The sequence below is a fragment of the Mesorhizobium silamurunense genome (genome assembly GCF_014843905.1).
In the GTDB taxonomy this organism is placed as follows: domain Bacteria; phylum Pseudomonadota; class Alphaproteobacteria; order Rhizobiales; family Rhizobiaceae; genus Mesorhizobium; species Mesorhizobium silamurunense.
This window is the reverse complement of sequence record NZ_LPVS01000259.1, coordinates 17,316-41,396: the sequence shown is the minus strand read 5'-3', so window position 1 is coordinate 41,396 and position 24,081 is coordinate 17,316. Positions and strand designations below refer to the sequence as shown.

Annotated in this window: 29 protein-coding genes; 12 read left to right on the top strand and 17 right to left on the bottom strand. The window is 63.0% G+C overall.

The features are described from left to right. Positions 1 to 162: 162 nt before the first annotated feature. Positions 163 to 432, top strand: coding sequence for a type II toxin-antitoxin system RelE/ParE family toxin (locus AU465_RS35675; RefSeq protein WP_192258147.1), 270 nt, complete (start codon positions 163 to 165; stop codon positions 430 to 432). 26 nt (positions 433 to 458) lie between these two features. Then, positions 459 to 767, top strand: coding sequence for a HigA family addiction module antitoxin (locus tag AU465_RS35670; protein WP_192258145.1), 309 nt, complete (start codon positions 459 to 461; stop codon positions 765 to 767). A gap of 247 nt (positions 768 to 1,014) precedes the next feature. On the opposite strand, the gene AU465_RS35665 is transcribed toward AU465_RS35670, so the two are convergent. Then, complete coding sequence (locus tag AU465_RS35665; RefSeq protein ID WP_192258143.1) at positions 1,015 to 1,800, bottom strand: hypothetical protein; 786 nt, start codon at positions 1,798 to 1,800, stop codon at positions 1,015 to 1,017. Between the two features lie 232 nt (positions 1,801 to 2,032). Here AU465_RS35665 and AU465_RS37585 point away from each other — a divergent pair, with 232 nt between their 5' ends. Continuing rightward, positions 2,033 to 2,629, top strand: a complete 597-nt coding sequence (locus AU465_RS37585; protein ID WP_192258141.1) for a CatB-related O-acetyltransferase — start codon at positions 2,033 to 2,035, stop codon at positions 2,627 to 2,629. Between the two features lie 102 nt (positions 2,630 to 2,731). Then, complete coding sequence (locus AU465_RS35655) at positions 2,732 to 3,670, top strand: glycosyltransferase family 8 protein (RefSeq protein ID WP_192258139.1); 939 nt, start codon at positions 2,732 to 2,734, stop codon at positions 3,668 to 3,670. A 440-nt stretch (positions 3,671 to 4,110) separates the two neighbouring features. On the opposite strand, the gene AU465_RS35650 is transcribed toward AU465_RS35655, so the two are convergent. Then, the gene (locus tag AU465_RS35650) at positions 4,111 to 4,353 is read right to left on the bottom strand and encodes a DUF982 domain-containing protein (protein WP_192258137.1); all 243 of its coding nucleotides are present in this window, start codon (positions 4,351 to 4,353) and stop codon (positions 4,111 to 4,113) included. A gap of 286 nt (positions 4,354 to 4,639) precedes the next feature. On the opposite strand from AU465_RS35650, the gene AU465_RS35645 reads away from it, so the two are divergent. After that, on the top strand, positions 4,640 to 4,825 hold the full coding sequence (locus tag AU465_RS35645) for a hypothetical protein (protein WP_192258158.1): 186 nt from the start codon (positions 4,640 to 4,642) through the stop codon (positions 4,823 to 4,825). Between the two features lie 149 nt (positions 4,826 to 4,974). Here the strand turns inward: AU465_RS35645 and AU465_RS35640 are convergent, their stop codons facing one another. Together AU465_RS35640 and AU465_RS35635 are read right to left on the bottom strand one after the other, a co-directional pair. Beyond that, on the bottom strand, positions 4,975 to 5,220 hold the full coding sequence (locus AU465_RS35640; RefSeq protein WP_059186167.1) for a DUF982 domain-containing protein: 246 nt from the start codon (positions 5,218 to 5,220) through the stop codon (positions 4,975 to 4,977). A 115-nt stretch (positions 5,221 to 5,335) separates the two neighbouring features. Then, a complete protein-coding gene (locus tag AU465_RS35635) occupies positions 5,336 to 5,524 on the bottom strand; it encodes a hypothetical protein (protein WP_192258156.1) in 189 nt (62 codons plus the stop codon). 448 nt (positions 5,525 to 5,972) lie between these two features. Here AU465_RS35635 and AU465_RS35630 point away from each other — a divergent pair, with 448 nt between their 5' ends. Both AU465_RS35630 and AU465_RS35625 read left to right on the top strand, forming a co-directional pair. Beyond that, positions 5,973 to 6,332, top strand: a complete 360-nt coding sequence (locus AU465_RS35630) for an ArsR/SmtB family transcription factor (protein ID WP_059186266.1) — start codon at positions 5,973 to 5,975, stop codon at positions 6,330 to 6,332. A 338-nt stretch (positions 6,333 to 6,670) separates the two neighbouring features. Next, a complete protein-coding gene (locus AU465_RS35625) occupies positions 6,671 to 7,210 on the top strand; it encodes a cytochrome b (protein WP_192258135.1) in 540 nt (179 codons plus the stop codon). A 329-nt stretch (positions 7,211 to 7,539) separates the two neighbouring features. Here the strand turns inward: AU465_RS35625 and AU465_RS35620 are convergent, their stop codons facing one another. From AU465_RS35620 to AU465_RS35600, 5 genes are all read right to left on the bottom strand, one after another. Beyond that, positions 7,540 to 8,346 carry an ABC transporter permease gene (locus AU465_RS35620; RefSeq protein WP_192258133.1) on the bottom strand — a complete coding sequence of 269 codons (807 nt, stop codon included), beginning with the start codon at positions 8,344 to 8,346 and terminating at the stop codon, positions 7,540 to 7,542. Between the two features lie 4 nt (positions 8,347 to 8,350). Further along, positions 8,351 to 9,184, bottom strand: coding sequence for an ABC transporter permease (locus tag AU465_RS35615; RefSeq protein WP_192258131.1), 834 nt, complete (start codon positions 9,182 to 9,184; stop codon positions 8,351 to 8,353). A 23-nt stretch (positions 9,185 to 9,207) separates the two neighbouring features. After that, positions 9,208 to 10,320 (bottom strand): ABC transporter substrate-binding protein, encoded by a 1,113-nt coding sequence (locus tag AU465_RS35610; RefSeq protein WP_192258129.1) that lies wholly within the window; start codon positions 10,318 to 10,320, stop codon positions 9,208 to 9,210. Between the two features lie 69 nt (positions 10,321 to 10,389). Next, a complete protein-coding gene (locus tag AU465_RS35605) occupies positions 10,390 to 11,484 on the bottom strand; it encodes an ABC transporter ATP-binding protein (RefSeq protein WP_192258127.1) in 1,095 nt (364 codons plus the stop codon). A gap of 259 nt (positions 11,485 to 11,743) precedes the next feature. After that, positions 11,744 to 12,631, bottom strand: a complete 888-nt coding sequence (locus AU465_RS35600) for a LysR substrate-binding domain-containing protein (protein WP_192258124.1) — start codon at positions 12,629 to 12,631, stop codon at positions 11,744 to 11,746. An 82-nt stretch (positions 12,632 to 12,713) separates the two neighbouring features. On the opposite strand from AU465_RS35600, the gene AU465_RS35595 reads away from it, so the two are divergent. The 4 genes from AU465_RS35595 to AU465_RS35575 all read left to right on the top strand — a co-directional run bounded on the left by AU465_RS35595 (position 12,714) and on the right by AU465_RS35575 (position 16,173). After that, the gene (locus AU465_RS35595) at positions 12,714 to 14,306 is read left to right on the top strand and encodes a zinc-binding metallopeptidase family protein (protein WP_192258122.1); all 1,593 of its coding nucleotides are present in this window, start codon (positions 12,714 to 12,716) and stop codon (positions 14,304 to 14,306) included. 32 nt (positions 14,307 to 14,338) lie between these two features. Then, positions 14,339 to 15,271, top strand: a complete 933-nt coding sequence (locus AU465_RS35590; RefSeq protein ID WP_192258120.1) for a dimethylarginine dimethylaminohydrolase family protein — start codon at positions 14,339 to 14,341, stop codon at positions 15,269 to 15,271. Between the two features lie 376 nt (positions 15,272 to 15,647). Next, on the top strand, positions 15,648 to 15,908 hold the full coding sequence (locus AU465_RS35580) for a hypothetical protein (protein WP_192258118.1): 261 nt from the start codon (positions 15,648 to 15,650) through the stop codon (positions 15,906 to 15,908). A 4-nt stretch (positions 15,909 to 15,912) separates the two neighbouring features. Beyond that, positions 15,913 to 16,173: a hypothetical protein gene (locus AU465_RS35575; RefSeq protein ID WP_192258116.1), complete on the top strand. Its 261-nt coding sequence runs from the start codon at positions 15,913 to 15,915 to the stop codon at positions 16,171 to 16,173. Here AU465_RS35575 and AU465_RS35570 read toward each other — a convergent pair. From AU465_RS35570 to AU465_RS35535, 8 genes are all read right to left on the bottom strand, one after another. Then, complete coding sequence (locus AU465_RS35570; RefSeq protein ID WP_192258155.1) at positions 16,170 to 16,874, bottom strand: SOS response-associated peptidase; 705 nt, start codon at positions 16,872 to 16,874, stop codon at positions 16,170 to 16,172. The two genes, AU465_RS35575 and AU465_RS35570, sit on opposite strands and share 4 nt — an antisense overlap. 108 nt (positions 16,875 to 16,982) lie before the next feature. After that, entirely contained in the window at positions 16,983 to 17,282 is a 300-nt protein-coding gene (locus tag AU465_RS35565) for a hypothetical protein (RefSeq protein ID WP_246506740.1), read from the bottom strand. A 513-nt stretch (positions 17,283 to 17,795) separates the two neighbouring features. After that, positions 17,796 to 18,350, bottom strand: coding sequence for a dihydrofolate reductase family protein (locus AU465_RS35560; RefSeq protein WP_192258114.1), 555 nt, complete (start codon positions 18,348 to 18,350; stop codon positions 17,796 to 17,798). Between the two features lie 88 nt (positions 18,351 to 18,438). After that, positions 18,439 to 18,585, bottom strand: a complete 147-nt coding sequence (locus AU465_RS35555) for a hypothetical protein (RefSeq protein WP_192258112.1) — start codon at positions 18,583 to 18,585, stop codon at positions 18,439 to 18,441. 94 nt (positions 18,586 to 18,679) lie between these two features. Then, positions 18,680 to 18,913, bottom strand: coding sequence for a hypothetical protein (locus AU465_RS35550; protein WP_192258110.1), 234 nt, complete (start codon positions 18,911 to 18,913; stop codon positions 18,680 to 18,682). Between the two features lie 316 nt (positions 18,914 to 19,229). Beyond that, positions 19,230 to 19,652 (bottom strand): hypothetical protein, encoded by a 423-nt coding sequence (locus AU465_RS35545; protein ID WP_192258107.1) that lies wholly within the window; start codon positions 19,650 to 19,652, stop codon positions 19,230 to 19,232. 113 nt (positions 19,653 to 19,765) lie between these two features. Further along, the gene (locus AU465_RS35540) at positions 19,766 to 20,302 is read right to left on the bottom strand and encodes a cytochrome c (protein ID WP_192258105.1); all 537 of its coding nucleotides are present in this window, start codon (positions 20,300 to 20,302) and stop codon (positions 19,766 to 19,768) included. Between the two features lie 26 nt (positions 20,303 to 20,328). After that, entirely contained in the window at positions 20,329 to 21,849 is a 1,521-nt protein-coding gene (locus AU465_RS35535; protein WP_192258103.1) for a multicopper oxidase family protein, read from the bottom strand. A gap of 188 nt (positions 21,850 to 22,037) precedes the next feature. Here AU465_RS35535 and AU465_RS35530 point away from each other — a divergent pair, with 188 nt between their 5' ends. Further along, complete coding sequence (locus AU465_RS35530) at positions 22,038 to 23,957, top strand: multicopper oxidase domain-containing protein (protein WP_192258100.1); 1,920 nt, start codon at positions 22,038 to 22,040, stop codon at positions 23,955 to 23,957. The last annotated feature ends 124 nt before the right edge of the window (positions 23,958 to 24,081 follow it).

Genomic DNA, 24,081 nt, shown 5'->3' with positions numbered 1-24,081 from the left:
TGTAACCCATCTATCCGGAATGAACTGTCACCCATCTCTCGGGAAGGGCACAGTTTCCCAATCTGGAGAATGGCAGAACAATCTCGAAGTCGTCAGTCCATCTGTGTATGCTTTTCGCTTACGAAACCTTGACGTGTGTATGCTATTTGCTTACATGACGGTATGATCGAGTCGTTCAAGAGCAAGGCGCTGGCGGACCTATTCTCAGCCGGCAAGACCGGGAAGATCGACCACCAGCGTATCCTTGTCAGGCTTGACCGTCTCGAAGCCTCCGAGCGGCCCGAAGACATGAACCTTCCGGGTTTTGATTTTCATGCTTTGAAGGGCTTCGACCCGACACGCTACAGGGTCCATGTGAACGGTCCGTGGTGCATCACGTTCGAATTCGACGGCAAGGACGCCGCCCGCGTCGACTTCGAGCAATATCACTGAGGCGGACAGATTGGAGACGTCTGTTTATGAGCGAGCACAAGCCGAAGCGTCCGATCGAGCGCGGCCCGTCCCACCCGGGAGCGCTGCTTGAGGACATCATCCCGGCGACCGGAAAGACCAAGGTGGAGATTGCCAGGCTGCTGGGCATTTCGCGACAGCAGCTTTACGACATCACCCGTGAGAGGAAGCCGGTATCGCCGGCCGTCGCGGCGCGGCTTGGAAAGATGTTCGGCGATGGCGCCGCCATCTGGCTTCGTATGCAGGCTGCCTATGACGCCTGGCATGCCGAGCGCGAAGTGGATGTGAGTGCTATTCCAACTTTGCGCGCAGCATAAGGGGTGTTCGCCGACGATCGGCCGGCGATCTGGTTGAGCATCGAATCGCCACGGTCATGGAGGTCAGCCCGTCAGGTACGGGGCTGTAAAGATCAAGGAAATGACCGAATACCTGTCGCGATACTACAGCCGGTGCGTGGTCCTTAACGAAAAGCAGGAGAGGGAGATCGATATTCGCGATCTGTCTGACCCGCGCGATATTCTTCTTTTGCCTTGAAGCGAAAAACAGCCGAACGAATGGCCGGAGTCAACGCGACCACATCTGTCGCTGGTGCCATAAGTCTACAGGCGTTCGCCAAAGACGATATCGAGCGGCTTCTGCAATTTGCTGAGCAATTGGCGCGTCGCCGTAGACATTGAAGAATTTACGAACGCGCGGCCCGGCGAACAGCTTTTTGCCCCGCGTGTTGTAGTTCCTGATTTTCAGGCGATGCGGGCTGATGGTTCGGCCATCTTGGGATAGGGCGATCCCAATGCAGAACTGCTCAGCAGCATCTATCTTCGCGATCTCATGAACGGCGAGGATCGGAGGATAGGCGTCGAGCAGGGCAGGAAGGTTGTCGCGATGCACGCCGAGGATGCCGCTATTCCACATCGGCTCATGGCCGGTCACAACATAGTCGCCGACCCGAACACCCTTGCCCTCCAGCCGCGGGCACCAAGCATGCGGCCCCTCGCAAAGACGCATGATTGAATTGCAGGGCGTAATGGCCTCGAAGGCACGGGATAGATTCCCGACCGGGTACATGTCCGTGTCCATGAAAAGCAATCGGTCAGCGCGCTTCAAAAGCTCGATAAGGCCGCCAGCCTTGATGCCGAAATGGTAGCGCCAATCGAAGGATAGCTCGTTCTTCTTCTCGGCGCTCACAAGTATCGTCTCAAGCGGGTATCCGCGAAAGAATGCCGGTCTGTCAGTTGCGACGATTATCCTGGCGCCGGGGCAATGGTGCAGAAGCTTAAGCGCGCTGAGTAGCGCGCCAAAGTGATAGAGCTCGTTGTCGCCATAGGCGATGTAACCAAAGAGGTCATTCATTCGGTCAAGTCGTTCATTCGATTAAGTGGAGCGGGCCGTTCGCTCCACTAGCAACACTCCCAGGCGCAATCCACCGCAAAACACAGCGCCAACAGACGAAAAAGGCTGCAACCGGTATCTTCGGCAATCTGCTCCCAGCCTGAAGATCACTCGCCCGGCTTGTGAAACCTCAGGCTTGTGGATTTGGTCCGTCTGCGGCTATGTCGTTATTGTGCTGGGGTAGGCTTTCAGAATGTCCGTATTATCCGACTGGTTGAGGAACGCTCGCTCGAAACTGCCGGAATACGTGACGGTAGGACGCCACACCTATGGTGTGTCACGGCGGAAGGTTTTTTTCGCCTCGAAGGAGGCCCCGCTGACGGTTGGGGCTTTCTGCTCGATCGCGGGTGAAGTGCTTTTCATGTGCTCCGGTCAGCATTTGACCGATCGCGCCACGACATTTCCGATCCACAGCCGGATGCTAAAGCAATCCGATCCCGTCGGAAATGGCGGCAAACCGAGTGGCGTCACAATCGGCAATGACGTCTGGATTGGCCACGGCGCTATAATATTGCCGGGGGTCGTAGTCGGCGATGGCGCGGTCGTCGGCGCAGGGGCTGTGGTAACCAAGGACGTGCCGCCCTATGCGATCGTCGGCGGGTCTCCGGCCCGATTGATCAGGTACCGGTTTTCTGAGGATGTGATTTCCAAGCTGTTGGCAATCCGGTGGTGGGAATGGGATGACGATAAGATCAAAAGGGAAGCCGGCACGCTCACCGGCCCCATCGAGCCTTTCATCGACAGGCATTTTGTGGCAGGCACCGGCTCGGGTGTAGTGCGGCTGGGATAAACATTCGGGTGGCTTAGCCGGATAATCGCGATCGATTTTTGATCGACCCATCATGCGAAGCTCGATATCACGGAGGCTGGCTTGCAGCGCCCATGCTACTTCTTGGCCACGGATAGCAATTATTTTCCCTATGCATGCCTGGCGGCGCGGCGGATATTGGATGTTTCCGCGCCAATTGATGGCTTCATTCTCCACGTGAAGGCTCATGAGCGCGATATGCAAGTCGCGAGGCGACTGCTTGGCGACAGAGTAGCGTTGCTCGACGTGTCCGACTTCATGGATCGCGTTGGCTTCCGTTTTGGTACCTACAGCATCGCTGCCTATGTCCGCCTGTTCGCAGACCTGCTACCGCAATTCGACGGTTATGGCCGGGTCGCCTACACTGACTGTGATGTCCTGTTCAATCGCGACATTAACGACCTGGCCTGCCAGGAGCTTGGCGCGCCTCTGCTCGCGGCCCACGACGATTATATGTACTTCCGGCCGTCTTATCGCAAAAGCCTCGGGATGCAGCCGGGCGCGCCATACTTCAATTCCGGCGTGGTGGTCTTCGACATGGACGCAGTGCGCACGGAAGGCCTCCTGGAGAGGACGCGCCAGACCGCCATTCATGGAAAAATGAACGATCAGAACGCGCTCAATGTCGCGTTCGAGGGCAAGTGGCAGACGATGCACCCGAACTGGAATCTGATGTCGGTCAGCAGGGAATATCGATTCCCGCAAGCCTATGCGCGCCACTTTGCGGGCAGCAAGCCATGGGAAAAGCAAATAGATGTTGAACTCGAGGCACTGGCGGTTTACCGCGACCTTGCGAAGGATACGCCATGGGGTGAGCCTTTTCGGCAAAGGTTCCCATTCGAACGCGGATTGCTGAAGCGTTTCAGGCGCCGTTTCGACGTCTTGGGAGGCCTCTTCGGCAGGGACGTTCATCGCCGCCGCGCGCGCTATGACGGGGCGAAAATGCACCAGATCTACGCCAGGCAGGCGGACGACAGGGCAATGGCGGTTCAATTCCCGGAAGTGCTCGGTGGGTTCGGCTGATCGACGCGGCGAAACGGTCCGGGTCGATCGGGACATCCTGTGGATAGTAACCTCCCGTTCACCACGGCCCGGTCTTCGCGTTGAACGCGGAGGCCCAACTCGCCAAAATGAAAGGGCCTGAACAAAAAGGCGCCCTGAAGCGCGGCGGCCGACGTTTTCATGTACCCCGTGGGATGCGCTCTGAACGCTCTCCAGTATACGTCGGCCGCGGTGCGGTTTTCCGTCCAGATTGCCCAGCGCAAAATCAAGCCCGCCCCGGCGATGGGAAGTCGGAACGGACTCGGCTTGGGTCTGGAACCCCGTAGTCAGGAGACTACGGGGAAGAAACAGGTCGGCGGCTGCGATGTTCCGAAATTTTCTCGGCTTGCGGACCGCCGAGGGCCGGGGGCAACTCGACACGATCCGGGTGCCCGTTTCTCCGCCCGGGACCGCGATGCGCTTCAGGCCAGCAGGCCGGCGGCCTTCGCCGCTCTGCGCAGGATCTTGCGCGCTTCGACGGGACTTCTCAAGCCGTCGAGTGCGTCGCGGCAGACGCGGCTTGCCGACCGCCAGGCGCCGTCGCGCGCCCGTCTTGGCCAGCGCTGGTCGAGGCATTCGACTGCTTCGAAGCAGCTCGAGACCTTGTGTTGTCCGCTTGGTTCGAAATCGATCACGACCGGCTCGGAAAACCAGACGTCGTTCATCACATCCTCCGTTCGTATGGTGGTCTTTTTGATCGAGCGACGGCGCCGGCAGGCGCCTATTGGGATGCGGGTCCGGGATGATTGGCGGACCCGCGCATTAACCATCCACTCCCGATAATGTTCCGAAGAATTTTGAGGTCGGCGATCGGCCGTCCGGGTCGGCTCACAGCCGGGATTCATTTTACCGGCGCGCCGCGCAAAAACACGTGACCAAAGTCACTGGCTGCGCTGTCGCCCGCGGCGATAATCGGGATCCGACACGCAGTTGAAACGCGGGGAACCTCTCATGCTGATCGCCGTGCTTGCATCCACCATGACCGTCGCCACGTTGATGGCGACCGCTTTCGGGCTCTATGAGGAGGCTGAGCGCAGCCGTTCGCACGCCGAAGCGGGCGCCAAGCAGCGGTTTCGGCCGGCGCGCCGGCTAGCCGCAAATTCGCGCAAAACCCCCGTCGAATTGCGCAACCGATAAGTGCCGGCACCGCCAGGCATGGCCAATCCGCTCTACCTGCCCATGTGCGTTTTGCGGGCCGCAATCCTGCTTTCCCCGGCGGCGTTCGCGGTGGTGGTGCTTTTGTGGCTCTTCTACCGATAGGCAGGTCGTCAAGTACCGCCTTGGGCCTATTCGACCAGCACATGCGCTTCGCGCGCGGCGCTGATGAAGGCTTCCCTGGCATTGTCGGCCGGAACGTCGCCGCTCATTGCCCGGCGGCAGGCGCGCAGCGCCGCGCCATGCTGCGCGCTGCCGGCGTCGCGCCATTGGCCCGTCAGCAATTCCACGGCCTGCTGCGCATTGGAAATGTGTCGGATCGAGCCTGCCACGCCGACGGCGACTTCGACCGGCCTGGAAAACCATCCCTGGATCATCGCGAAACCCCTGATGCATTGTGAGCGGATGATAAACGCGCAACTGCCCGGCAGGTTTCATCCCGATATTTCAACAGGATGTGAGCAGCGCGCCGGCAGCGGAGATGGTTCCTGTCTATCTTCCGAGCGGTTTGCGGGACAGTTCGATGAGTTCCGCCTCATCGGTGATGCCGGCCATGTAGTTGGCGATGATGCGCGAGGCGCGCGCTTCCTTCTGCTCTTCGGTTTCTCCATCGACTCGCCCGCTCTCGAAGACGCGCCCGAACAGGGCCGTCTCGGCGGGTGTGAACGTGTTTTGTGACATATTGGACACGGGCCTCCTCCTTCAGCTCATGTCCCCCTTTTCTGCCCCGGCTAATATTAGCACGGGTTCCGAAACGAGGGTGAGTCTCAAGGAGATGGCGACAATGTGCGTCGTGGCGCCCCGGCCGATGGGATTTCGTCCCATTGTCTTGCCCGGAGGCATGCCGGATACTGGGCCAGCTTCGCTATATCCTTGCTGAAACAACGAAGCGCTGATACTCATTAGCGGCGCGGAATTATTCCGAGTCTGCGCCAACTTGCGTCACGCAGCAACGCGGCGCATGCTGTCCGAGGCCAATATCCCGACGTGGTGGCAACCGGGTTACGAAGGGGTTTGGTCGAATAAAGAAGCAGGGCAGGTTCCGTGTCGGAGCAGGCCCACCAAATGCTCTGGAATTCTGAAGCCATTGCCCCCATGGCCTCGGAAGAGCATGGACATGGGGAAATCGATGGTGACGAAGAAACTTACCGCCAACGCAGAAAGCGCCGCAGCCTTTCTTGCGGTGATGGGCAACGAGAAGCGTCTGCTCATCATGAACTACCTGGCCGAGGGCGAACTGTCGGTCGGCACGCTTGCCGACAAGGTCGAACTCAGCCAGTCCGCACTCTCCCAGCACTTGGCCAAACTGCGCAGGTTTGGCCTGGTCGACACCCGCCGCGACCGCCAGATGGTCTACTACTCCTGCAAGTCGTCCGCAGCGCGCGAGCTCCTCGCTCTCCTCGACGGCCTGCTGACCATGGACAGGCCGCTCGCCGGCCCGGCCCGGCAGGCTCTGGTTGAAAGGATGCGGCGGCCGCAGGCCGCCTGATCGGCTGCGACGCAGGCGAAGGCCTGAGGGTCTTCGCCTGCGCGGTGCCTTCTAAAGGCGCGGATGCAAACGGGATGGCAACGCGCCGCGCGGCGCCGCGTATCCGCTTTTGCCTATTGTTTGGCCGGAATATTCCGGATCCGTAATTCCCATTACAAATTCGTAATTTAGCGGCCACAAGTTCGCCGGGAATGCGCTTGAGACAGCGGCTGTCTGTCTGATGCATGTCGCCCAAAAGTGCGCAGCGGTTTTGGGAAAACGACATGCATCAAAACAAAGACTTAAAACGCGTCGCCTGAACCCGTTTCTGCGCGACGCGCCTCACGGAGCCGCGCCGAATGCCCAGTGACGCCTACACGTCCACCCAAAAGTTCCTGCATTGGGCGCTCTTTGCCCTGGTCGTATTGCTCTACGCCCTGACCTATGGCGAAGACCTGCTGCCCCGCGGGGATCCGACCCTCGACGCCGTCTGGCGGCTGCATATTTCGTTCGGACTTCTGCTCGCCGCGCTCGTCTTTTGGCGGGTCGTCCTGCGCGGCATGAGAGGAGCGCCGCGCCTGCCGGCGGATATGCCTGCCCCGGAGCGTACCGCCGCCAGGATCGGGCATTTCATTCTCTACGCGCTGCTCGTCGCGATTCCCGTCCTTGGCATCCTTTTGACCTGGTTCAGGGGCGACGTGTTGAGCTTCTTCGGTCTGTTCATCGTGCCGGCCCCGTTTGCCCCGGACAGAGCGACCGCGCGAACCGTTCGCGAACTGCATTCGCTGTGCGCAAACGGCATACTGATCGTGGCCGGTGTGCACGCCCTGGCCGCGCTCTATCATCACTTCGTTCGCCGGGACACGATCCTGACCAGAATGCTGCCGGGAAATCGGTAACCCTCTGAGCGCTCGCCTGATCGCCTCGCATGGCGGGAGCGGCCGTCGCTATGCCGGTCCGGCTCGACGTCGCGCCGGCGTTCCCATCACTTTTGATTGAAGGGCGCCGCACCGGCGTGCTCTCGGATGCTCGCAAGGCGATGATAGTGCGACCCTTTTTGTCGACGCCGCTTGCTCTTGCCGGCCCGAAGTTTACGGATTTGTAGATCGACCGTCGGGCCTCTGTTGGCTAGGCTGTGCGCGATCCACACCCCCGGATCATTAGGAGCCGAACTTCCACTTTGGCGCCTGACGAGGCCCGTCGCTCCCGGCGGGCCTCTTTTCGTTTCTTACGGTGCAGCTTGCCGGCGCGTGATGACGCTGCGCACCGCGAGCACCAGCACCGTGATGATGATGAGGATCACCGAGAGCGCCGCGATCGCCGGGTCGATGTTGTCGCGCAGGCCCATCCACATCAGCCGGGGCAGGGTGATCGCGTTCACCGAGGTGATGAACAGCGTCACGCCGATCTCTTCCCAGGAAAGCACGAAGGAGAGGAGCGCCGCGGTGACGATGCCAAACTTGATGTTGGGCATGATGACGCGTGTCGTGCGCTCCCACACGCTGGCGCCGAGCCCGCGCGCGGCGAGGTCGATGCGCCGGTCGAGCTGGCTGAGCGAGACCAGCATCAGCACCGTCGCGAAAGGCACGGTCATCACCGAATGCGCCATCGCCACACCCAGCCATGTGTCGTAGCCGAAGAAGGACGAGATGCCGGACACCGAGGTGAGCAGGAAATAGAGCGTCACCGCCGAGACCACCGGCGGCACCACCATCGGCAACAGCACGAAGCCGACGAGGGCGGCGGTGAAGCGCGGCTGGAACATCCACACGCCCAGGCTGAACGTGAGCGCGAGCACGGTGGAGAGCGCGCTGCTCACCACGCCGATCCGCAGCGAAAGCAGGATGGAATCCAGCCAGCGCGGATCCTCGATCAGCGAGCGATAATGGCGCAGCGACAGTTCGCCCGTCGGCATGGTCAGCATGCGGCTCGGCGTCAGCGACACCGGAATGACGGCGAGCAACGGCATAAGCAGGAACAGCGCCACCAGGACGGCGAGCGCCAGCGAGACGGGACCGGGGCGGTAGGTCGGCATCGCGCTACACCAGTTGCTTCGGTTTGACGTAGCGGAAGACGAGCGCCATCAGCGCGCCGACAAACACCACCAGCACGACGCTGATCGCCGCGCCCAGTCCCCAATCCGGGCTCTGGAAGATGCGCAGGTAGATGAGCTCCGCGATCATCACGCTGCGGCCGCCGCCGAGGATCGCTGGCGTGACGAAGAAGCCGAGCGAGAAGACGAAAGTGATCAGCGCCGAGCCGATGATGCCGGAGCGCGTCATCGGCACGAACACCGTCCAGAAGGTGCGCATGCGGCTGGAGCCAAGCCCGCGCGCCGCCAAGAGCACGCGCTCGTCGAGGCTGCGCATGGCGGACGCCAGCGGGAACACCGCGAAGGGGATGAGGAAATGCGACATGCCGACGATGACGCCGAACTCGTTGCGCACCAGCGTCAGCGGCTCGGAGATGAAGCCGATCGATTGCAGCCAGGTGTTGATGAGACCGCGGTTGGACAACAGCGCCACCCAGCCGAAGGCGCGCGTCAGCACCGAGATCCAGAACGGCACCAGAATGCAGAACTCGGCAAGCACGCGCTGCACCGGGCTGCCGCGCACCCACACCACGGTGATCGCATAGGCGGCGGTGACCGAGACCACGGTGACGATCGCCGCGATGCGCAGCGTACGGATGAACACCGATTGAACCAGGTCATCGGTGAGCAGGGCATGGTACTGGCCGAAGCCGGGCGTGGGGAGGGTAAAACTCCACTTCACCACGCCGAGGAAGGGCCAGGCATAGGCAAGGATCAGGAACAGGAGCAGCGGCGCCATCAACAGCGCCGCGCCCATCCTGTCGGAGAGAGTGCCTCTCATGTCGGCTCGGTATCTCGGCCTGATCAGGCCGAGATGATCTTGGTATATTCGTCGAGCGCGGCGCCGTAGTTCTTTGCGTACCAATCCATGTCGAGCGGGATCTGCTTCTTCATGTTCTCCGGATCGACCGGGTTGATGCGCTTCTTGTCGGCCGGGATCAGCGCGTCGGCCGCGGGGTTTGCGGGACCCTGGCCGAGCTTGTCGAACATCACCAGCTCCTTCTGCGGATCCTGCGTGCTGGCGATGAACTTCATCGCCGCTTCCTTGCCGCCGGGATTGTTCTTCAGCACCGCGAGCGCGCCGGGCGAGATCAGGCCCTGGTCCCAGATGAACTTGATCTGGCCGCCCGAGTCCTGCTCGATCAGCGAGGCGCGCGTCGACCACACGATCGCCATCGAGGCCTCGCCGTTGAGCAGCACGCTCTGACTTTCGGCGCCGCCGCCCCAATAGGAGACGACGTTTTCCTTGAAGGCGGCGATCTTGTCATGCGCGCGCTTGAGATCCAGCGGATAGAGCGAGGCCGGCGCGACGCCGTCGGCGAGAAGGGCTGCCTCCCAGCTCGATACGCCCCATTTGTAGAGCGAGCGCTTACCGGGAAATTTCTTGACGTCGAAGAAATCGGCCATGCCGGTCGGCGCATTGCTGCCGAATTTCTGCGAGTCGTAGGCGATCACATAGGAGAAGAAATAGGTCGAGGCTGCATATTCCCAACCAAAACCCTCGCGCATCTTCTTCTTGTCGACGATCGTATAGTCGATCGGCTCGAGCATGCCCTGGCCGCCCAGCGTGATCGCCGAGAACGGATCGACGTCGACCAGATCCCAGGTCGGTGCGCCGCTCTTGAACTGCGCAGCGATCGCGCCTTCGGTCGGGCCCGAGCCGTCCATCTTGACCGGGATGCCGGTGTCCTTGGTGAAGGCCTGGCCGTAGGCGGCGTCGTATGCCGTGATGGCGTCGCCGCCCCAGTTCACCAGCACCAGTCCTTTCGTCTCGGCGAAGGACTGGGTCGAGCGCAAAAGCATCGGCGTGCCGGCGAGCACGAGGCCTGCAAGCTGCGCGAATTGCCGGCGCGAGATCTCGCCGCACTTTGCCCTTTCGGCAAGGGATTCGATGGTCTGTTTCTTCGTATCGCTCATGTCAGTTCCCCTTGTTGTCGTTTATCTGATCCGGAAAGCCGGTGTGGCGATGTCAGGCCGCTTCGGTGCTCATTGTCCTCCGTCCGGAAGGAGGAAGCCTTTTTCGGCCGGCCAGGTCAGCCAGACGGAATTGCCTTTGCTGAGCGCTGCCGCCGCCACCTCGTTCGGCACCGACACGGTGACCTTCGCGCCCTGGCGCGTGGTGAGGTCGAGCTTGGTCGCGGCGCCAAGATAGGTCGAGGCGATCGCGGTCGCCGCAATGCCGTTCTCGCCGGCCGCCGCTTCCCGCGCGATCGACATGTGCTCGGGTCGGATGGCCAGGATGGCGTCGCCGCGGACCTTCTCGGCCTTGCATCGCATGTTGACCGCGCGGTCCTCGCACAGGCCCGTCGCGCCATTGTCGGCGGGCTTGACGCCCTTGACCGGCAGCATGTTGATTTCGCCCAGGAATTCGGCGACGAAGCGATTGTCCGGCCGGTCGTAGACCTCGTCCGGCCTGCCCACCTGCAACAGCTTGCCGTGGTTGAAGATGGCGACGCGCGAAGACAGCGCCAGTGCTTCGCTCTGGTCGTGGGTGACGAAGACGAAGGTGGTGCCAGTCTCCTGGTGCAGCCGCTTCATCTCGGCCTGCATCTGGCCGCGCAGGCTCTTGTCCAGCGCCGAGAAGGGCTCGTCGAGGAGAAGCACGCCCGGCTCGAACACAAGCGCGCGGGCCAGCGCCACGCGCTGCTGCTGGCCGCCGGAAAGCTGCGCCGGCAGCTTCTTTTCGTGACCCTTGAGCCCGACGCGCTCAACCATCTCGCCGACGCGCCGCTTGATCTCGGTGGCGGATTTCTTGCGCACCTTGAGCGGGAAGGCGATGTTCTGTTCCACGCTCATATGCGGGAAGAGCGCATAGCCCTGGAACACCATGCCGGCGGCGCGCTGTTCGGCCGGGCGGTCGGTGATATCGACGCCATCGCTGAAAAGCCGGCCCTCGCTCGGTTGCACGAAGCCGGCCAAAATCATCAGGAAAGTGGTCTTGCCGGAGCCGGAAGGCCCGAGCAGCGTCAGGAACTCGCCGCGGCCGATATCGAGCGTCAGGTCGTCCAGCGCCCGGAACGAGCCGAAGCTCTTGCCGATCCCGTTCGCCTTGATCTCTGCGGCCCGGCCGGGTTGCTGCATCCTGCGTCTATCCTCACCGTTGGTCCAAATCGTAGGCAGGGCCGGGGCTCACCGCAACCGAATAGTTTTCGCCTGATCGGCAAATTTGATTCACGGGTGGCGCCAAATCTCCCCCTTGAGGGGGAGATGTCGCCGAAGGCGACAGAGGGGGCCGCCGCGCGTGAAGCGCCAACGCCGTTCGCGACGCCGATGGCGCCGGCGCTCTACGTGAGACGACCCCCTCTGGCCGCTTCGCGGCCGCCTCCCCTCAAGGGGGAGATTAGAGCCTGTTCTCCGACAGCTTCGCCCTCAGCCAGTCGCTGAAGGCATCGAGCACCGGATGGCCGGCCTTGGCATGCTCGAAGACCAGATAGTAGGAGCGCGGCGAGGGGACGGTGGCTTCGAACGGCTTGACCAGCCGGCCTTCGCTCAGCGCCCGGCGGCCGGTCAGCTCGTCACCCATGGCAATCCCCTGGCCGGCGATCGCCGCCGAAAACACGAGGTTCATGTCGGAAAAGAAGATGCCGCCCTCGGTGTCGGGATTTTCCACCTTGGACAGCGCCAGCCAGCGCGCCCAGTCCTCGGTGTCGCTGAGATGCAGCAGATTGGCGCGCAGCACGTCGGCCGGTTTGGAAAAGCCGCCGACCTTGTTGAGCAGCGTCGGGCTGCAGAGCGGCGTGAAGGAGACTTCGCAAAGCAGTTCCACCGCCCGGTTCGGCCAGTTGCCGACGCCGAAGGCGATGAAAGCGTCGGCCTCCGGATTGCTGACATCGTCGAGCCGCCGCGGCGTCAGCACGGAGAGCGCGACGTCCGGATACATCTGCTGGAACTCGCCGATATGGGTGCACAGGAACATCGAGGCGAAGCCCGGCGGACAGGAGATGCCGAAGGAACCGCCGACGCCGGCGCCGCTGTTGTGCGTTCCCGCGTCGCCGAGCACGGTCAGCGCCTTCCTGACATCGGCCGCGTAGCGCTGGCCGCGTGGCGTCAGCGCCACGCCCTTGCCGATGCGCTGCAACAGATCGAAGCCGAGGTCGCGTTCGAGCAGCCGAAGCTGATGCGAGACCGCGCTTCGGGTGAGGTGGAGCTCGTCGGCGGCGCGCCACACGCTGCCGTGACGAGCAAAACTGTCGAGGGCGCGCAGCGCCTGCGTGGAAGGTATTCGCAAGAGGCCTCAGGTGAACCGAATTTGCACGAGCCGGGAAAACATATCACTTTTTGATGGGCCGCTTCACTGCTTTCTTTAAGGCATGGAGGAACCGGTGACGACTTCAGCGCAGGAAACAGCGCTTGCCTGTATCGACGGCATCCAGCCGCTCTTGTCGGCCTGGACCCGCACCATTTTCGATTTCGGCGAGACCGCCTGGCGCGAGTACCAGTCGGCCGCCTGGTATGTCGACCGGCTGAAGCGCGAAGGCTTTTCGGTCGAGGAAGGTTCGGGCGGCATGCCGACCGCCTTCTGCGCCCATTGGACGAATGGCGACGGGCCCACCGTCGGCATGTATGCCGAATATGACGCCGTGCCCGGCAACTGTCAGGACGTCGCGACGGTGAAGCGCCCGCGGCCCGGCCTGGGCGTCGAGGCCGGCGGCCACACCGATCCGCATTCGGGTCTCGGCATCGGCAGCCTCGGCGGGCTGCTCGCCACCAAGGCGGCGATGCAGCAGCACAACATCCAGGGCACGCTGCGCTTCACCGGCGAGCCGGCGGAGAAGGTGAGGGGCTCGAAGCCGATCCACGCGGCCAAGGGCTATTATGACGGCCTGGCCGGTATGATCTCCTTCCATCCCTTCTACATGCTGCCGCTCTGCAACACGGCGCGCTGGGACACGCATTGCGGCGCGGCCTACGCGATGATCTACCGCTTTATCTGCGACGAACCCGAAAATTGGGTTCGCGCAAATGACGGCGCGCCGATCCCGCAGGCGCATTCGGCGGTCAGGGCGCCCGGCGCCAACGACGCGCTGATGATGATGTACATGGCCTCCAAGGCGCTGCGCGACTCCATGCTGCCGCATCAGGGCGGCTGGTCGATCAGCGAGGCGATCCTGACGGCGGGGCAGGCGACCGCCGACAATCTGCCGGCCGGGCTAGCCGAGATCCAGTACATGATCCGCGTGCCGACTATTGCCATGGCCGAGCAGGTGACCGCCGTGCTCGACCGCAATGCGGAAGCGGCCGCCAGGCTGAGCGGCTGCCGCTACGAGCGGCACTGGGTGTCGAAGTCGCGGCCGGGCCTCGCCAGTCACGCCATGGCCGACATCACCTATCAGGCGCTCGCAGCCGTCGGCCCGCCGCAATGGAGCGAGGAGGCGAGGGCCATCGCCCGCGAGATTCAGGTCAATGCCGGCGGCGAGGCGACCGAGAACCCGTTCATTGACGAGCTGGAGCGGCTGATCACGCCGCAAGAGGCCGAGGCGATCCTGCGCCGTGATCTGCCGCCATCGCAGGTGAACTCGACCTCCGACGACTACACCGACATGAGCTGGCACGCGCCGACCGCGCGTTTCTATGTCGCCCGTCCGGCGCTGCGCTCGGAGAACGGCCATGCCTATCCGGCCTGGGTGATGAACGCGCTGGGCGGCATTTCAGCCACTATCGACCCGATGGTGACCTGCGCCGCCAAGACGGTTGCGCTCACCGCGTTGCGCGTGCTCGAGGACAGGGCCGCGCGCGAGGCCGCGATGGACGAGTTCGTGAAGCGAACCGGCGGGGGCGTCGGCGGCTCGAACTGGATCGCGCCGCTTTGCGACTACGAGCCGCCGATCAACTTCCGCTGGCCGGAATATGTCACCACGCCGCGCGGGCGCGACTGGTGGATCCCGGCTGCTTCCACCGCATGACACACGAACACTATCAGCTCGAGGAGAACACCATGACCGTCCATGATCGCATCGTCGCCGAACCCTTCTCGCTGCAGCGCCGCAACCCCAACGGCGGCACCAAGCCGCTGACCGCCTGGGGCTTCGCCAACGAAACCGATGTGCTGACCGATGTCCTGCTCGGCTCGCCGAATTTCCTCAGGCATCTGTCGACCAGCTCGCTGTCGAGAAAACATCTGCGCGAGGCGCCCTGCAACATCCAGATCGCGCAGGCGCAGCACAAGGACCTCGTCGCGGCTTACGAGCATTTCGGCGTCAACATCCACTGGCACGAGCCGACGCCGGAACTGCCGATGCAGGTCTATTCGCGCGACTCCAGCGTCATGACGCCCTACGGCGCCTTCATCACCGCCATGGCCAACTGGTGGCGCCGCGGGGAGAACTACGCCGCCATCCGCACCTATGAGAAGCTTGGCATCCCGATCTACGACATGGTGACGGCCGGTACCTTCGAGGGCGGCGACTTCAACGTCATCGAGGAAGGCGTGGTGCTGATCGGCTGCGGCGGCGCCCGCACGCAGGAGGAAGGCGCGCGCCAGGTGCAGGCCTGGTTCGACAAGGAAGGCTGGGAGACCCGCATCGCCTTCATCGACGAATATTATGTCCATATCGACCTGATGGTGGTGCCGATCGCCGAAAAACTCACCGCCGTCTGCCTCGCCTGCACCGAGCCCGGCATCGTCGACTGGCTGAAGGGCAAGGGCCACGAGATCATCGACGTGCCGTTCCAGGACACGATGGCGCTCGGCTGCAACTTCATGTCGCTCGGCAGGGACAGGGTGATCGCGCCGACCTCCAGCAAGAGCCTGATCGGCCAGTTGAAGGCGCGCGGCTTCGAGGTCGCGGCCGTCGACATGAGCGAGATCTCCAAGACCGGCGGCGGCATCCACTGCATGGCGCAGGCGCTGAAGCGCGTGAAGGCATAGGGCTTCAGGGTCGCCAATTGTCAAAGCCGCGATCCTTCGCGCCCCTCTGTCCTGCGTTAGCTACCTTGCCGCCCAGCCCGCTTCGGCGCGCCGAGTGCTTCCAGCCGCTCCTGCAAATGCCCGTTGAGCACGATCATCTCCTTCAGCGCCTTCACTGATTGTGCTCGGCGATGAAGCGCTCGGCGATTGCCTGAAGCGCGGCCTCCTGGCGGCTGTCGAGCCTGACGATATGGTCCATATCCGTTGCTCCCTTCAGCTCATATTAGTAAGTGAACAAAAAGTGAACAAAAATGTCAAGGACGAATTGACTTCGCGAGGAAGAGATTCCTATTTTGTCAGGAGATGGGGCGGTTGCTCGGTATCAGGGAGAGCCGCATTGGGCAGACGGAAAAGCCGCTATGACAGATTGTTCCGGTCGGACGTGGAGGCGATCATCCTTGACGCGCTGGAGCTACGCCAGACAGTGCTGGCGGCGCAGCTCAACCTCAAGACCAATGGCGAAATGTACTGGCGGCTTAACGGCTTGGTGGAGAGGCTGCATGAGGTGATGGGCGCGGTTGCGGGTCGGGAGCCCGATTTCCGGGCCGCTTGGCTCGGCCTCTTGCCCCTGCCCGAGGATTATTCAGACCGGACATGAGAAAATGGCCGGACCCATGGACAGCGTTGGCCGAGCGGCCAAGGCCAACATGCTGCTTATCGTCGAATGCCGCCACTGCTACCACGTCGGCCGCTTCAAGGCGAACGACGTGGCCAAGGTGGTCGGCTGGAACAAGCCGCTCGAAGCCATCCGCTTCCGCTGCAAGCGCTGCGGCCGCAGGGACACGGAGGTGAAGACCCAGTTCATCGACCAGGACCACCCGTCAAAGGGCTATATCTGGGTGCTGCAGAAGGCGAGGGGTTAAAACAATGATCCCTGCGCCGGCGGCGCGGTGGGAAACTTGATCTGCGTCGCCGGCTTCTCGACGATCACCAGCGCATCATCAGGCGCCGGTCGCTGCAGCTTCTTCGCCTCCGACCATGGCGCGGTGAGCCAGAGGTCGGTCTCCTCCAGCGTGGTCAGGATCACCGGCATAGCCTTCTCGTGGATCGGCGCGATCAGCGCGTTGGGCCTAGTCGTCAGGAAGCCGTAGAGTTCGTGGTCGCCCGGACCTTCCTTGACCTTTCGCACCCCGTGCCACGACGTCCACAGCCCGGCGAAGAAGAACAGCGGCAGCTCTTCGCTGCGCGCAAACCAGAAGTTCTTCTGGACACCGGTTTCCGGGTCCTTGTCCCCGGGCTTGGGCGAGGGTTCGGCAAAACTTGTCACCGGCACCACGCAGCGATTCTCGACGCCGAGATAGGGCAGCCAGTGCCCATATTGCGGGTTGCGGATGTTGGTCGTGCCGGAATCGGCATTGCCGCGCATGCGCTCGAGTGGCGTCGGCATGCCCCAGCGCAAAGTGGCGAGCTCGCGACTGCCGTCGGCGGCGTTGCGCACCACCGGCGCCGGCTGGTTCGGATAGATGTCGATCGAAGGCTCGAGGTTGCCGATCAGGTCGCGCAGCGTGCGAGTCCACTGGCGGATCGCCTCCTGGCTGGTGGTGATGTTGTAGAGATTGCACATCGGCAGCACTCCCCCGTCCGCCGATTGTTCCCGCATTTTCGCGCCAAGCGCAAACACCCGTCGCGGAGGTGGAGCCAATCGTGCCAGGAGCTTACGTGCCGGATCGTGTTAACGCCCGCGCCCGCCGCGCCGCCTTGCCTCGACCGGCTCCTCGGCCGGTGGTTCTCCGGGCAGGCCGATCCGGTGGCGTTCCTCCTCTGCGAAGGCTTCGGCTTCCGCGTGAATGTCAAACACGAGCTGCGTCAGTCTTCCGCCCTCGACGACGCGCACGATCCACTGGCCGTTGATGCCCTTTACGCGGACGCTGTCTGGCTCGCCTGCCACCATGTGCAGCTCCAGCTCGTTGCCACAAGAAATGCATCCTTGAACAGCAATACGATTTAACTTGCGAAGGGTTGCCGCAAGCATCAGCGCATTGGCCTTTAGTAGGAGAACAGTCGCCGGGCGCCCGCCGATTTGACATTGTAAATAAAAATATCGAGAAACCGCCCGTCGCCGTGTAAAAAGCCAGGTTTTGAAACCCCAGGTTCGGGCGTGCTCGGCAGAATTCGATGTCGATAGGCCCGGTTCGACCCAACGACACGCCATCGCGTCTCGAACGCGTCCAAGCGGATCGTGAGGCCGGACGTGTCCGGCATGCCGATGGAATTGGTTCGGATCGGAGGTTATGTGGCCGAAGGCTTGCTTGAGCGGCGTCCGCCGCGCCGGCGGCCCGGCAGCCTGGGGGGGTGTATTGGGTTCGGCGGCCGGGCCTGACCGGAGTTTGCGAGCCTGCCGGCTGCCTCGAACATGCGCTTGTGCTCATACAAGGGCAAGAACGACCTAGGCCCTAGGACCAAAGCAGTGGGGGCGGCGCAAAACGGCCGAGGCGCCGGCGTTTCCCGCTTCTGTTTCGGCTGGCGCGTATTGAACTTGCGGCGCTCAGGCCGGTGCGTAGCGCAGCAGCGTCACGCCTTGGGAAAGGCGCTCGGCGCCAAGCGGCGTCAGCGCGAGCGACAATCCATGCTGGAAATACGGCTTGCCGCCGCCCAGTACGACCGGGTGCATGTAGAGCCGGTACTCGTCGATCAGGCCCGCGCGGGCCAAGTGCCCGGCCAATTCGGCGCCGCCGACGCTGATCTGGCCGTCCGTCTCCGTCTTCAGCGATCTTGCCATCGCGACGGCGTCGCCATCCGCCAGCCGGGCATTGGCGCCGACCTCGCGCAGCGTCGTCGAAAACACGATCTTCGGCGTCTCGCGCCAGGCGTGGGCGAAGTCGCGCTCGACCTCTTCGGCGCCGGTCTCACGGTCGGCGCTGTCCCAGAAACGCATCGTCTCGTAGAGGCGCCGACCGCAAAGCGCGATCGCGGTTTGCCGCATCTCCTCGTTGAAATGCCGGTGCAATTCCTCCTCGGGCACTGGCAGGTCGATGCTTCCGTCCGGCCCGGCAATATAGCCGTCCAGCGACATCAGCATGGAATAGACGATCCTGGCCACCGGCGCCTCCTTCTGACCCGTTCGAGGCCAAGGATGCACATCTGATTGCGTTTTGCAATCGGTTACCAGAAAGGTAGCGAGTCCTGGATCAGAAGCCGAAGAACTGCTTGCCGACGAAGTAGCCGAGCGCGACGACCACCAGCGGGAAAAGCGCCGGCGCGATCCTGCCGAGCGGCGAGGGTTTCATCTCTCTCGCTGGAGCATTGGGCTTGGCGTTGCCGAGGTTCTTGGTCATGGGGTTCGTCGCCGGTTGACCCATAATATTAGAATTCGCTGATTAATTTTCTCACAATTCGATCGATGCAATTTGCAGCTATCGTCGGTGGTCGCTATTCCGCCTGCTGGGTGCGCTCGGCGAGCGCGAAGGCTTGCAGGCTCCTCGATTTGCCGAGATCCTGGTTGGCATCGGCGATGATGGCGTGGAAGGCGGCGCGGGCGATATCCTTCTTCTTGGCATCGGGATGCACCTTGCGGACGGCCTTGACCAGTTCCTTCGGTGTCATGTCGGGGGTGACGAGGCGCATCATCGTGTCGCCTATGGCCTGCAGTTCGCTGGCATCCATAACGATGAACCCTGTCTTGGCTGCATGAGGCTAGCATATAGCGTGATCAGAACGTCACTTTTGTGATGCGCGCCGATCGAATCGGAGCGGGAGCTTCTACAGAATCTTCGTAGCGAAGGCATCGAGACGTGAATTCTCTCGATAGCCAAGCCACACCGCCAGGGCGGCCGCAACCCCGGTGGTGGCGCCGCCCATGACGTCACCCGCATAGTGGATGCCGATATGCAGCCGCGACCAGCAGATCAGCGGTTGGAGCGGTTCAGCGACCCTACCCGAACGCCGAACCGGCCCCGGTCTTCTACGCAGGAATCACTTTTTATGCCGGGATCAGCATGGCGATGCGATGGACGCCGACCTCCTTGCTTGTATTCGTCGCGTCGTCGGTCTTGCCCTTGGCGCAGGTGTACACGTCGCCGACCTTGAGCTTGAACTCCTTGTCCACCTTCTTGATGGTGAATGCGCCGGAAGTAATCGTGCACACCATGTCGTTGTCCATCACGCTTTGCGGCGCGTGTGCTCCGGGCTGAAACACCACGTCGACAATTGCAATGCTCTTATAGGCCGGAATGTCGGAATTGCCGGTGCCGACTTCCACCACCCTGACGCCGGGCGCGATCTCCTTGCCTTCGTTCGCACCGTATTTCTTGGTTTTCGCAAACGTTGCCGTCGTGAACAGGGGCGCCACCGCGGCAGCCGTTACACCGAGAGCGATTGCAGACCTGCGATTCATCTTTTTCATCGCATCCTCCTAAACCTGTCATGCGTGCATGAGCATGGCACAACATATTAGCACGAACTGATCTAATTGTGCAGAACAGTGCCTGCCGATCACCGCGCTGCTTAGGACGTACCTCACTCCACCTTTTGACGGAATTTCGAATGGCAACTCGAGCAATCCTGCAGGATGAGATGCAGGAGATGTTCGGCCGGCATCTTCGTCGGGTTTTCCTCCGCCGCATTTGGCCGCTTGCCGAGCAGGCTGCCGCCATCCATCGGCAGCATGGCGCCCATGCGCATGTCGCGGGTGATCGCAGGCGGCGCATTCTCGGCCTTGGCGGCGAGCGCTTCGGCGAGCCGGCCGATATGGCTGGCGAGCGCCTCGAACTCCGGCCGGGCCTGGTCGATTTCCGGTTTGGCGCCGGATGGCGCGCCAAGCGAGCGGGCGGGGAACTCGGCGATCAGGGCAGGGCCGGCGCGGGCGCTGAGCGTGTCCGCCGCCACTTTGAAAGCTTCTGGTGCGTAGGCGCGCCTGCCATCGAACATTTCGGCGATCGCCTTCACGGCAGCCGCCATCTCCTTCATCGAGGCCTGGCGCGCCGCCACGGCGGGATCGCCCGGACCGTCTGCCGGCGACGGAGCTAAGATCAGCGGGCCGGCGAGCACAAGCATCGCCGTCCCAAGAACGACGCGGAACCTCACGCCTGCACGTCGACAATGCCCATCATGCCGAGCTGCTCATGCTCGAGGATGTGGCAGTGATACATGCGCGGCCCCGCCCGCTCTTGGCGGAGCAGCAGCCGCACCGTCTCGCCGCGCGCCACGTTGACCGTGTCCTTCCAGGCGAGATAGGGCGGCTTGGCGACCTTGCCGCCGCGCTCGCGCTCGATCACTTGGAACTGCGTGCCGTGAAGATGGAACGGGTGGTCCATGTCGGCCTGGTTGACGATTTCCCACAGCTCCGTCTCGCCGGCCTTGGCCACGATGTCGACCCGCCGCATGTCGAACGCCTTGCCGTTGATCAGGAAGCCCATCTCCATGCCGGCGGCGTTCATCACCATGGTCTCGGTGAAGACGAGGCGGCGGCTGACCGTGGGCTGCCCAAGCTGCGCGATTGGCCTCAGCCTTTCGGGCAGCGTCGGCATCGCCTGCACCGGCGTGTCGGAGACATCGACCGTCAGCAGCGTCAGCCCGGCGTCCGCGGGCCGGCCCGGGCCCATCCACCCGCGGTCATAATCGAGTGTGGTGAGCGTGACGGTTCCCGGTCGGTCGAAGGCGACGACCAGCTCGACGCGCTCGGCCGGGCTGAGGAGGATCTCGTCGGCCGCCATGGGCGCCTCCAGCAGGCCGCCGTCGCTGCCGATCACCGTCATCGCGGCGTTGCCGAAGGCAAGCCTGAGGAAACGCGCATTGGTGGCGTTGTAGAGCCGCAGGCGCAGCTTCGCGCCCATCGCCACGGCGAGCCGCGGGTTCTTCTGGCCGTTGACCAGCACATGGTCGCCGACCCGGCCGTTCATCAGGTCGGCCATGGTGTTTTCGGGCATCGAGCCGTCGGCGGCAAGGCGAAGATCGGTGAACATAAGCACGGTGTCGCCATACTCGGCTGGAACCGGATCCGCCTTGGCCTTGACGACGAAGGCGCCGGCAAGGCCGCGATAGACCTGCTCGGCTGTCTTGCCGTGCGGATGCGGGTGATACCAGTAGGAGCCGGCGCTGCCTTCCGGCAGCTCGAAGGTGTAGACGCGGTCCGCGCCCGCCGCCACCGGGTCCATCGGATTGCCGTCCTGATCGGCCGGCACCGGCATGCCGTGCCAGTGGATGGTGCTCTGCTCGCCTTCAATCCGGTTGGCGAAGGCGATCTCGACGCGGTCGCCTTCATAGGCCTCGATCAGCGGCCCCGGGATCATGCCGTTATAGGCGAGGATCGGCGTGTCCCGGTCGGCGGCAAAGCGCGTTGTGGCCGACGCCGCCGTCAGCCTCGCCCTGAACAGGCCGGGCCGGCCGGTTTCGTTCGCCAGCGGCGGCAATTCGCGCAGCGTCTCGCCCTCGGGCAGCACGGCTGGGGCCTGCGCTCCCATGTCATGGCCGGCATGGTCACCCATGTCCGTTCCGGGCATGGAGCCCATGTCCGACGCGCCGTCCATCTTCATCTGCGCCAGCGCGCGCGAGCCCGACAGGACCGTTGCCAGGCCTGCCGCCAGAAAGCCGCGTCGATGCATTTTTCGCTCCTCGATCTCGATTGAAAAGGCCCCGCCGAAAACCTCGCCGTTGACGCTAAGGGTTCCAGTTGCTGGAAGGTCAAGCGGATCGAGCGGCTTGAGCCGGAAATTCCGGCGGATGGATCGGACTGGGCGCGGCCGCGTTCATGCGCATACAACCAGCCGTTTCATCGAGCAGAGGCCGGATCATGCTCATCCAACCGATCGATTATTTCCTCGTTGCCTGGTTCGCGCTGGCGGCCGTCTCGACGCTCTATGTCGGCTTCGACCAGTATCGCAACAATCCCGAGCCGGTGGTGATGAAATGGGGCTTCATCCTGGTGACGCTTTATATGGGCCCGCTCGGCCTGCTGCTTTACGTGCTGTCCGACAAGGAACCGCGCCCCGGCGAGCATGAGGCCTTCACCAGCCCACTCTGGAAGCAGGGCGTCGGCTCGACCATCCATTGTGTGGCCGGCGACGCCACCGGCATCATCCTCGCCGCCGTCGTCACCGCCACGCTCGGCCTGCCGATGTGGCTCGACCTCATCGTCGAATACCTCGCCGGCTTTGCCTTCGGCCTGTTCATCTTCCAGTCGCTGTTCATGAAATCAATGATGGGCGGCAGCTACTGGCAAAATGTGAAGAAGAGCTTCCTGCCCGAATTCATCTCGATGAATTTCATGATGGCCGGCATGGCGCCGGTCATGAGTTTTCTGATGATGGGCCGTGACATGCGCGCCATGGAGCCGACGGAGCTTCTGTTCTGGGGCGTGATGTCGATCGGTGTCATCGCCGGTTTTACGCTTGCCTATCCCGCCAATGTCTGGCTGGTCGCGCGCGGGCTGAAGCATGGCCTGATGACCGAGCGCCCACCAACAGCCGAGACAGACAAGCGGGAGCCGCCTGCTGGGAGGCAACACGCGAAGATGCAAATGCAGCGGGCCGACGCAAGTGGTCATGGCCATCACGAGCACGGCCACGATATGGGTTCCCACAAGGGAAGCGGTGGCCACCAGATGCGGTCGGACGCCACCACGCCGCAGATCGCGGCGCTCGGCGTGGTGTCGCTGATTGCGCTCGGCATCGGCATGGTTGCCCCGGCGAACTGGCTGAACTTGCGATTGTCGGCCCGCGATGTCGGCGGGGTGATCATGCCGCAAGGCATGATCATGGACCGCGACACGCCAGCCGACACCATGCGCGACATGGCGGCGGCCGATCCGCGCCTGGTGACGGCCTCCTACGGCCTCGTGGCCAAGGGCGACCATGATCTGCCGTTCCGCATGGAGAACGGTGTGAAGGTGTTCGAACTCAGGCCCTCGGTGGTCCGCTGGCAGATCCTGCCGGATGTCGCGGTCGACGCCTATGCCTATAACGGCCAGATTCCGGGACCGCGCATCCATATCCGGCAGGGCGACCGCGTCCGCATCAACGTCACCAACGGCCTGCCGGAGGAAACCACCGTGCACTGGCACGGCCTGATCCTGCCCAACCAGATGGACGGGCCGGCCGAGATCACGCAGGCGCCGATCGAGCCGGGGCAAACTTATTCCTACGAATTCACGGCCACCCAGCACGGCACCTATTTTTATCATCCGCACGCCAAGCCCGACCGCACCCAGGCGCTCGGCCTCTATGGCGCGCTGATCATCGATCCCGCCAATCCCGCCGACGAGGTCGCCGCCGATCATGACTATGTCATCGAGCTGCAGGAATGGCTGGTGCGCGAGGGGCTGACCTATCCGTCGATGCCGATGGACGGCGGCATGCCGAACTTCTTCACCATCAACGGCAAGGCCTATCCCTCGACCGAGACGATCCGCATGAAGGTCGGCGAGACGCTGAAGGTCCGCTTCATCGGCACCAACAACGGCTTCATTCACCCGATGCACATCCATGGCGGGCCCTTCGAGGTCGTCGCCCGCGACGGTGAGACGATTCCCCCCGCGGCCCGCTTCCTCGCCGACACCATCAATGTCGGGCCGGGTCAGCGCTACGACGTCGTCTGGAAAGCACAGCGTCCGGGCAAGTGGCTCATCCACTGCCACATCCCGCATCACACCACGAACAACAATGCCGAGGAGAAGGGCGGCGGCGGGCTGATGGTGGTCATCGGTGTGGGCTGACTGGCCATGTCCCGGGACGAAACCAGTTTTGCGAAACGTTTATCGAACAGGCAACGCTCAAGACCGGTGTTTGGCACCGGCGCTCCGGTGCTGGCGCCCAACTCGGGTGCCCCAATATCGGTGC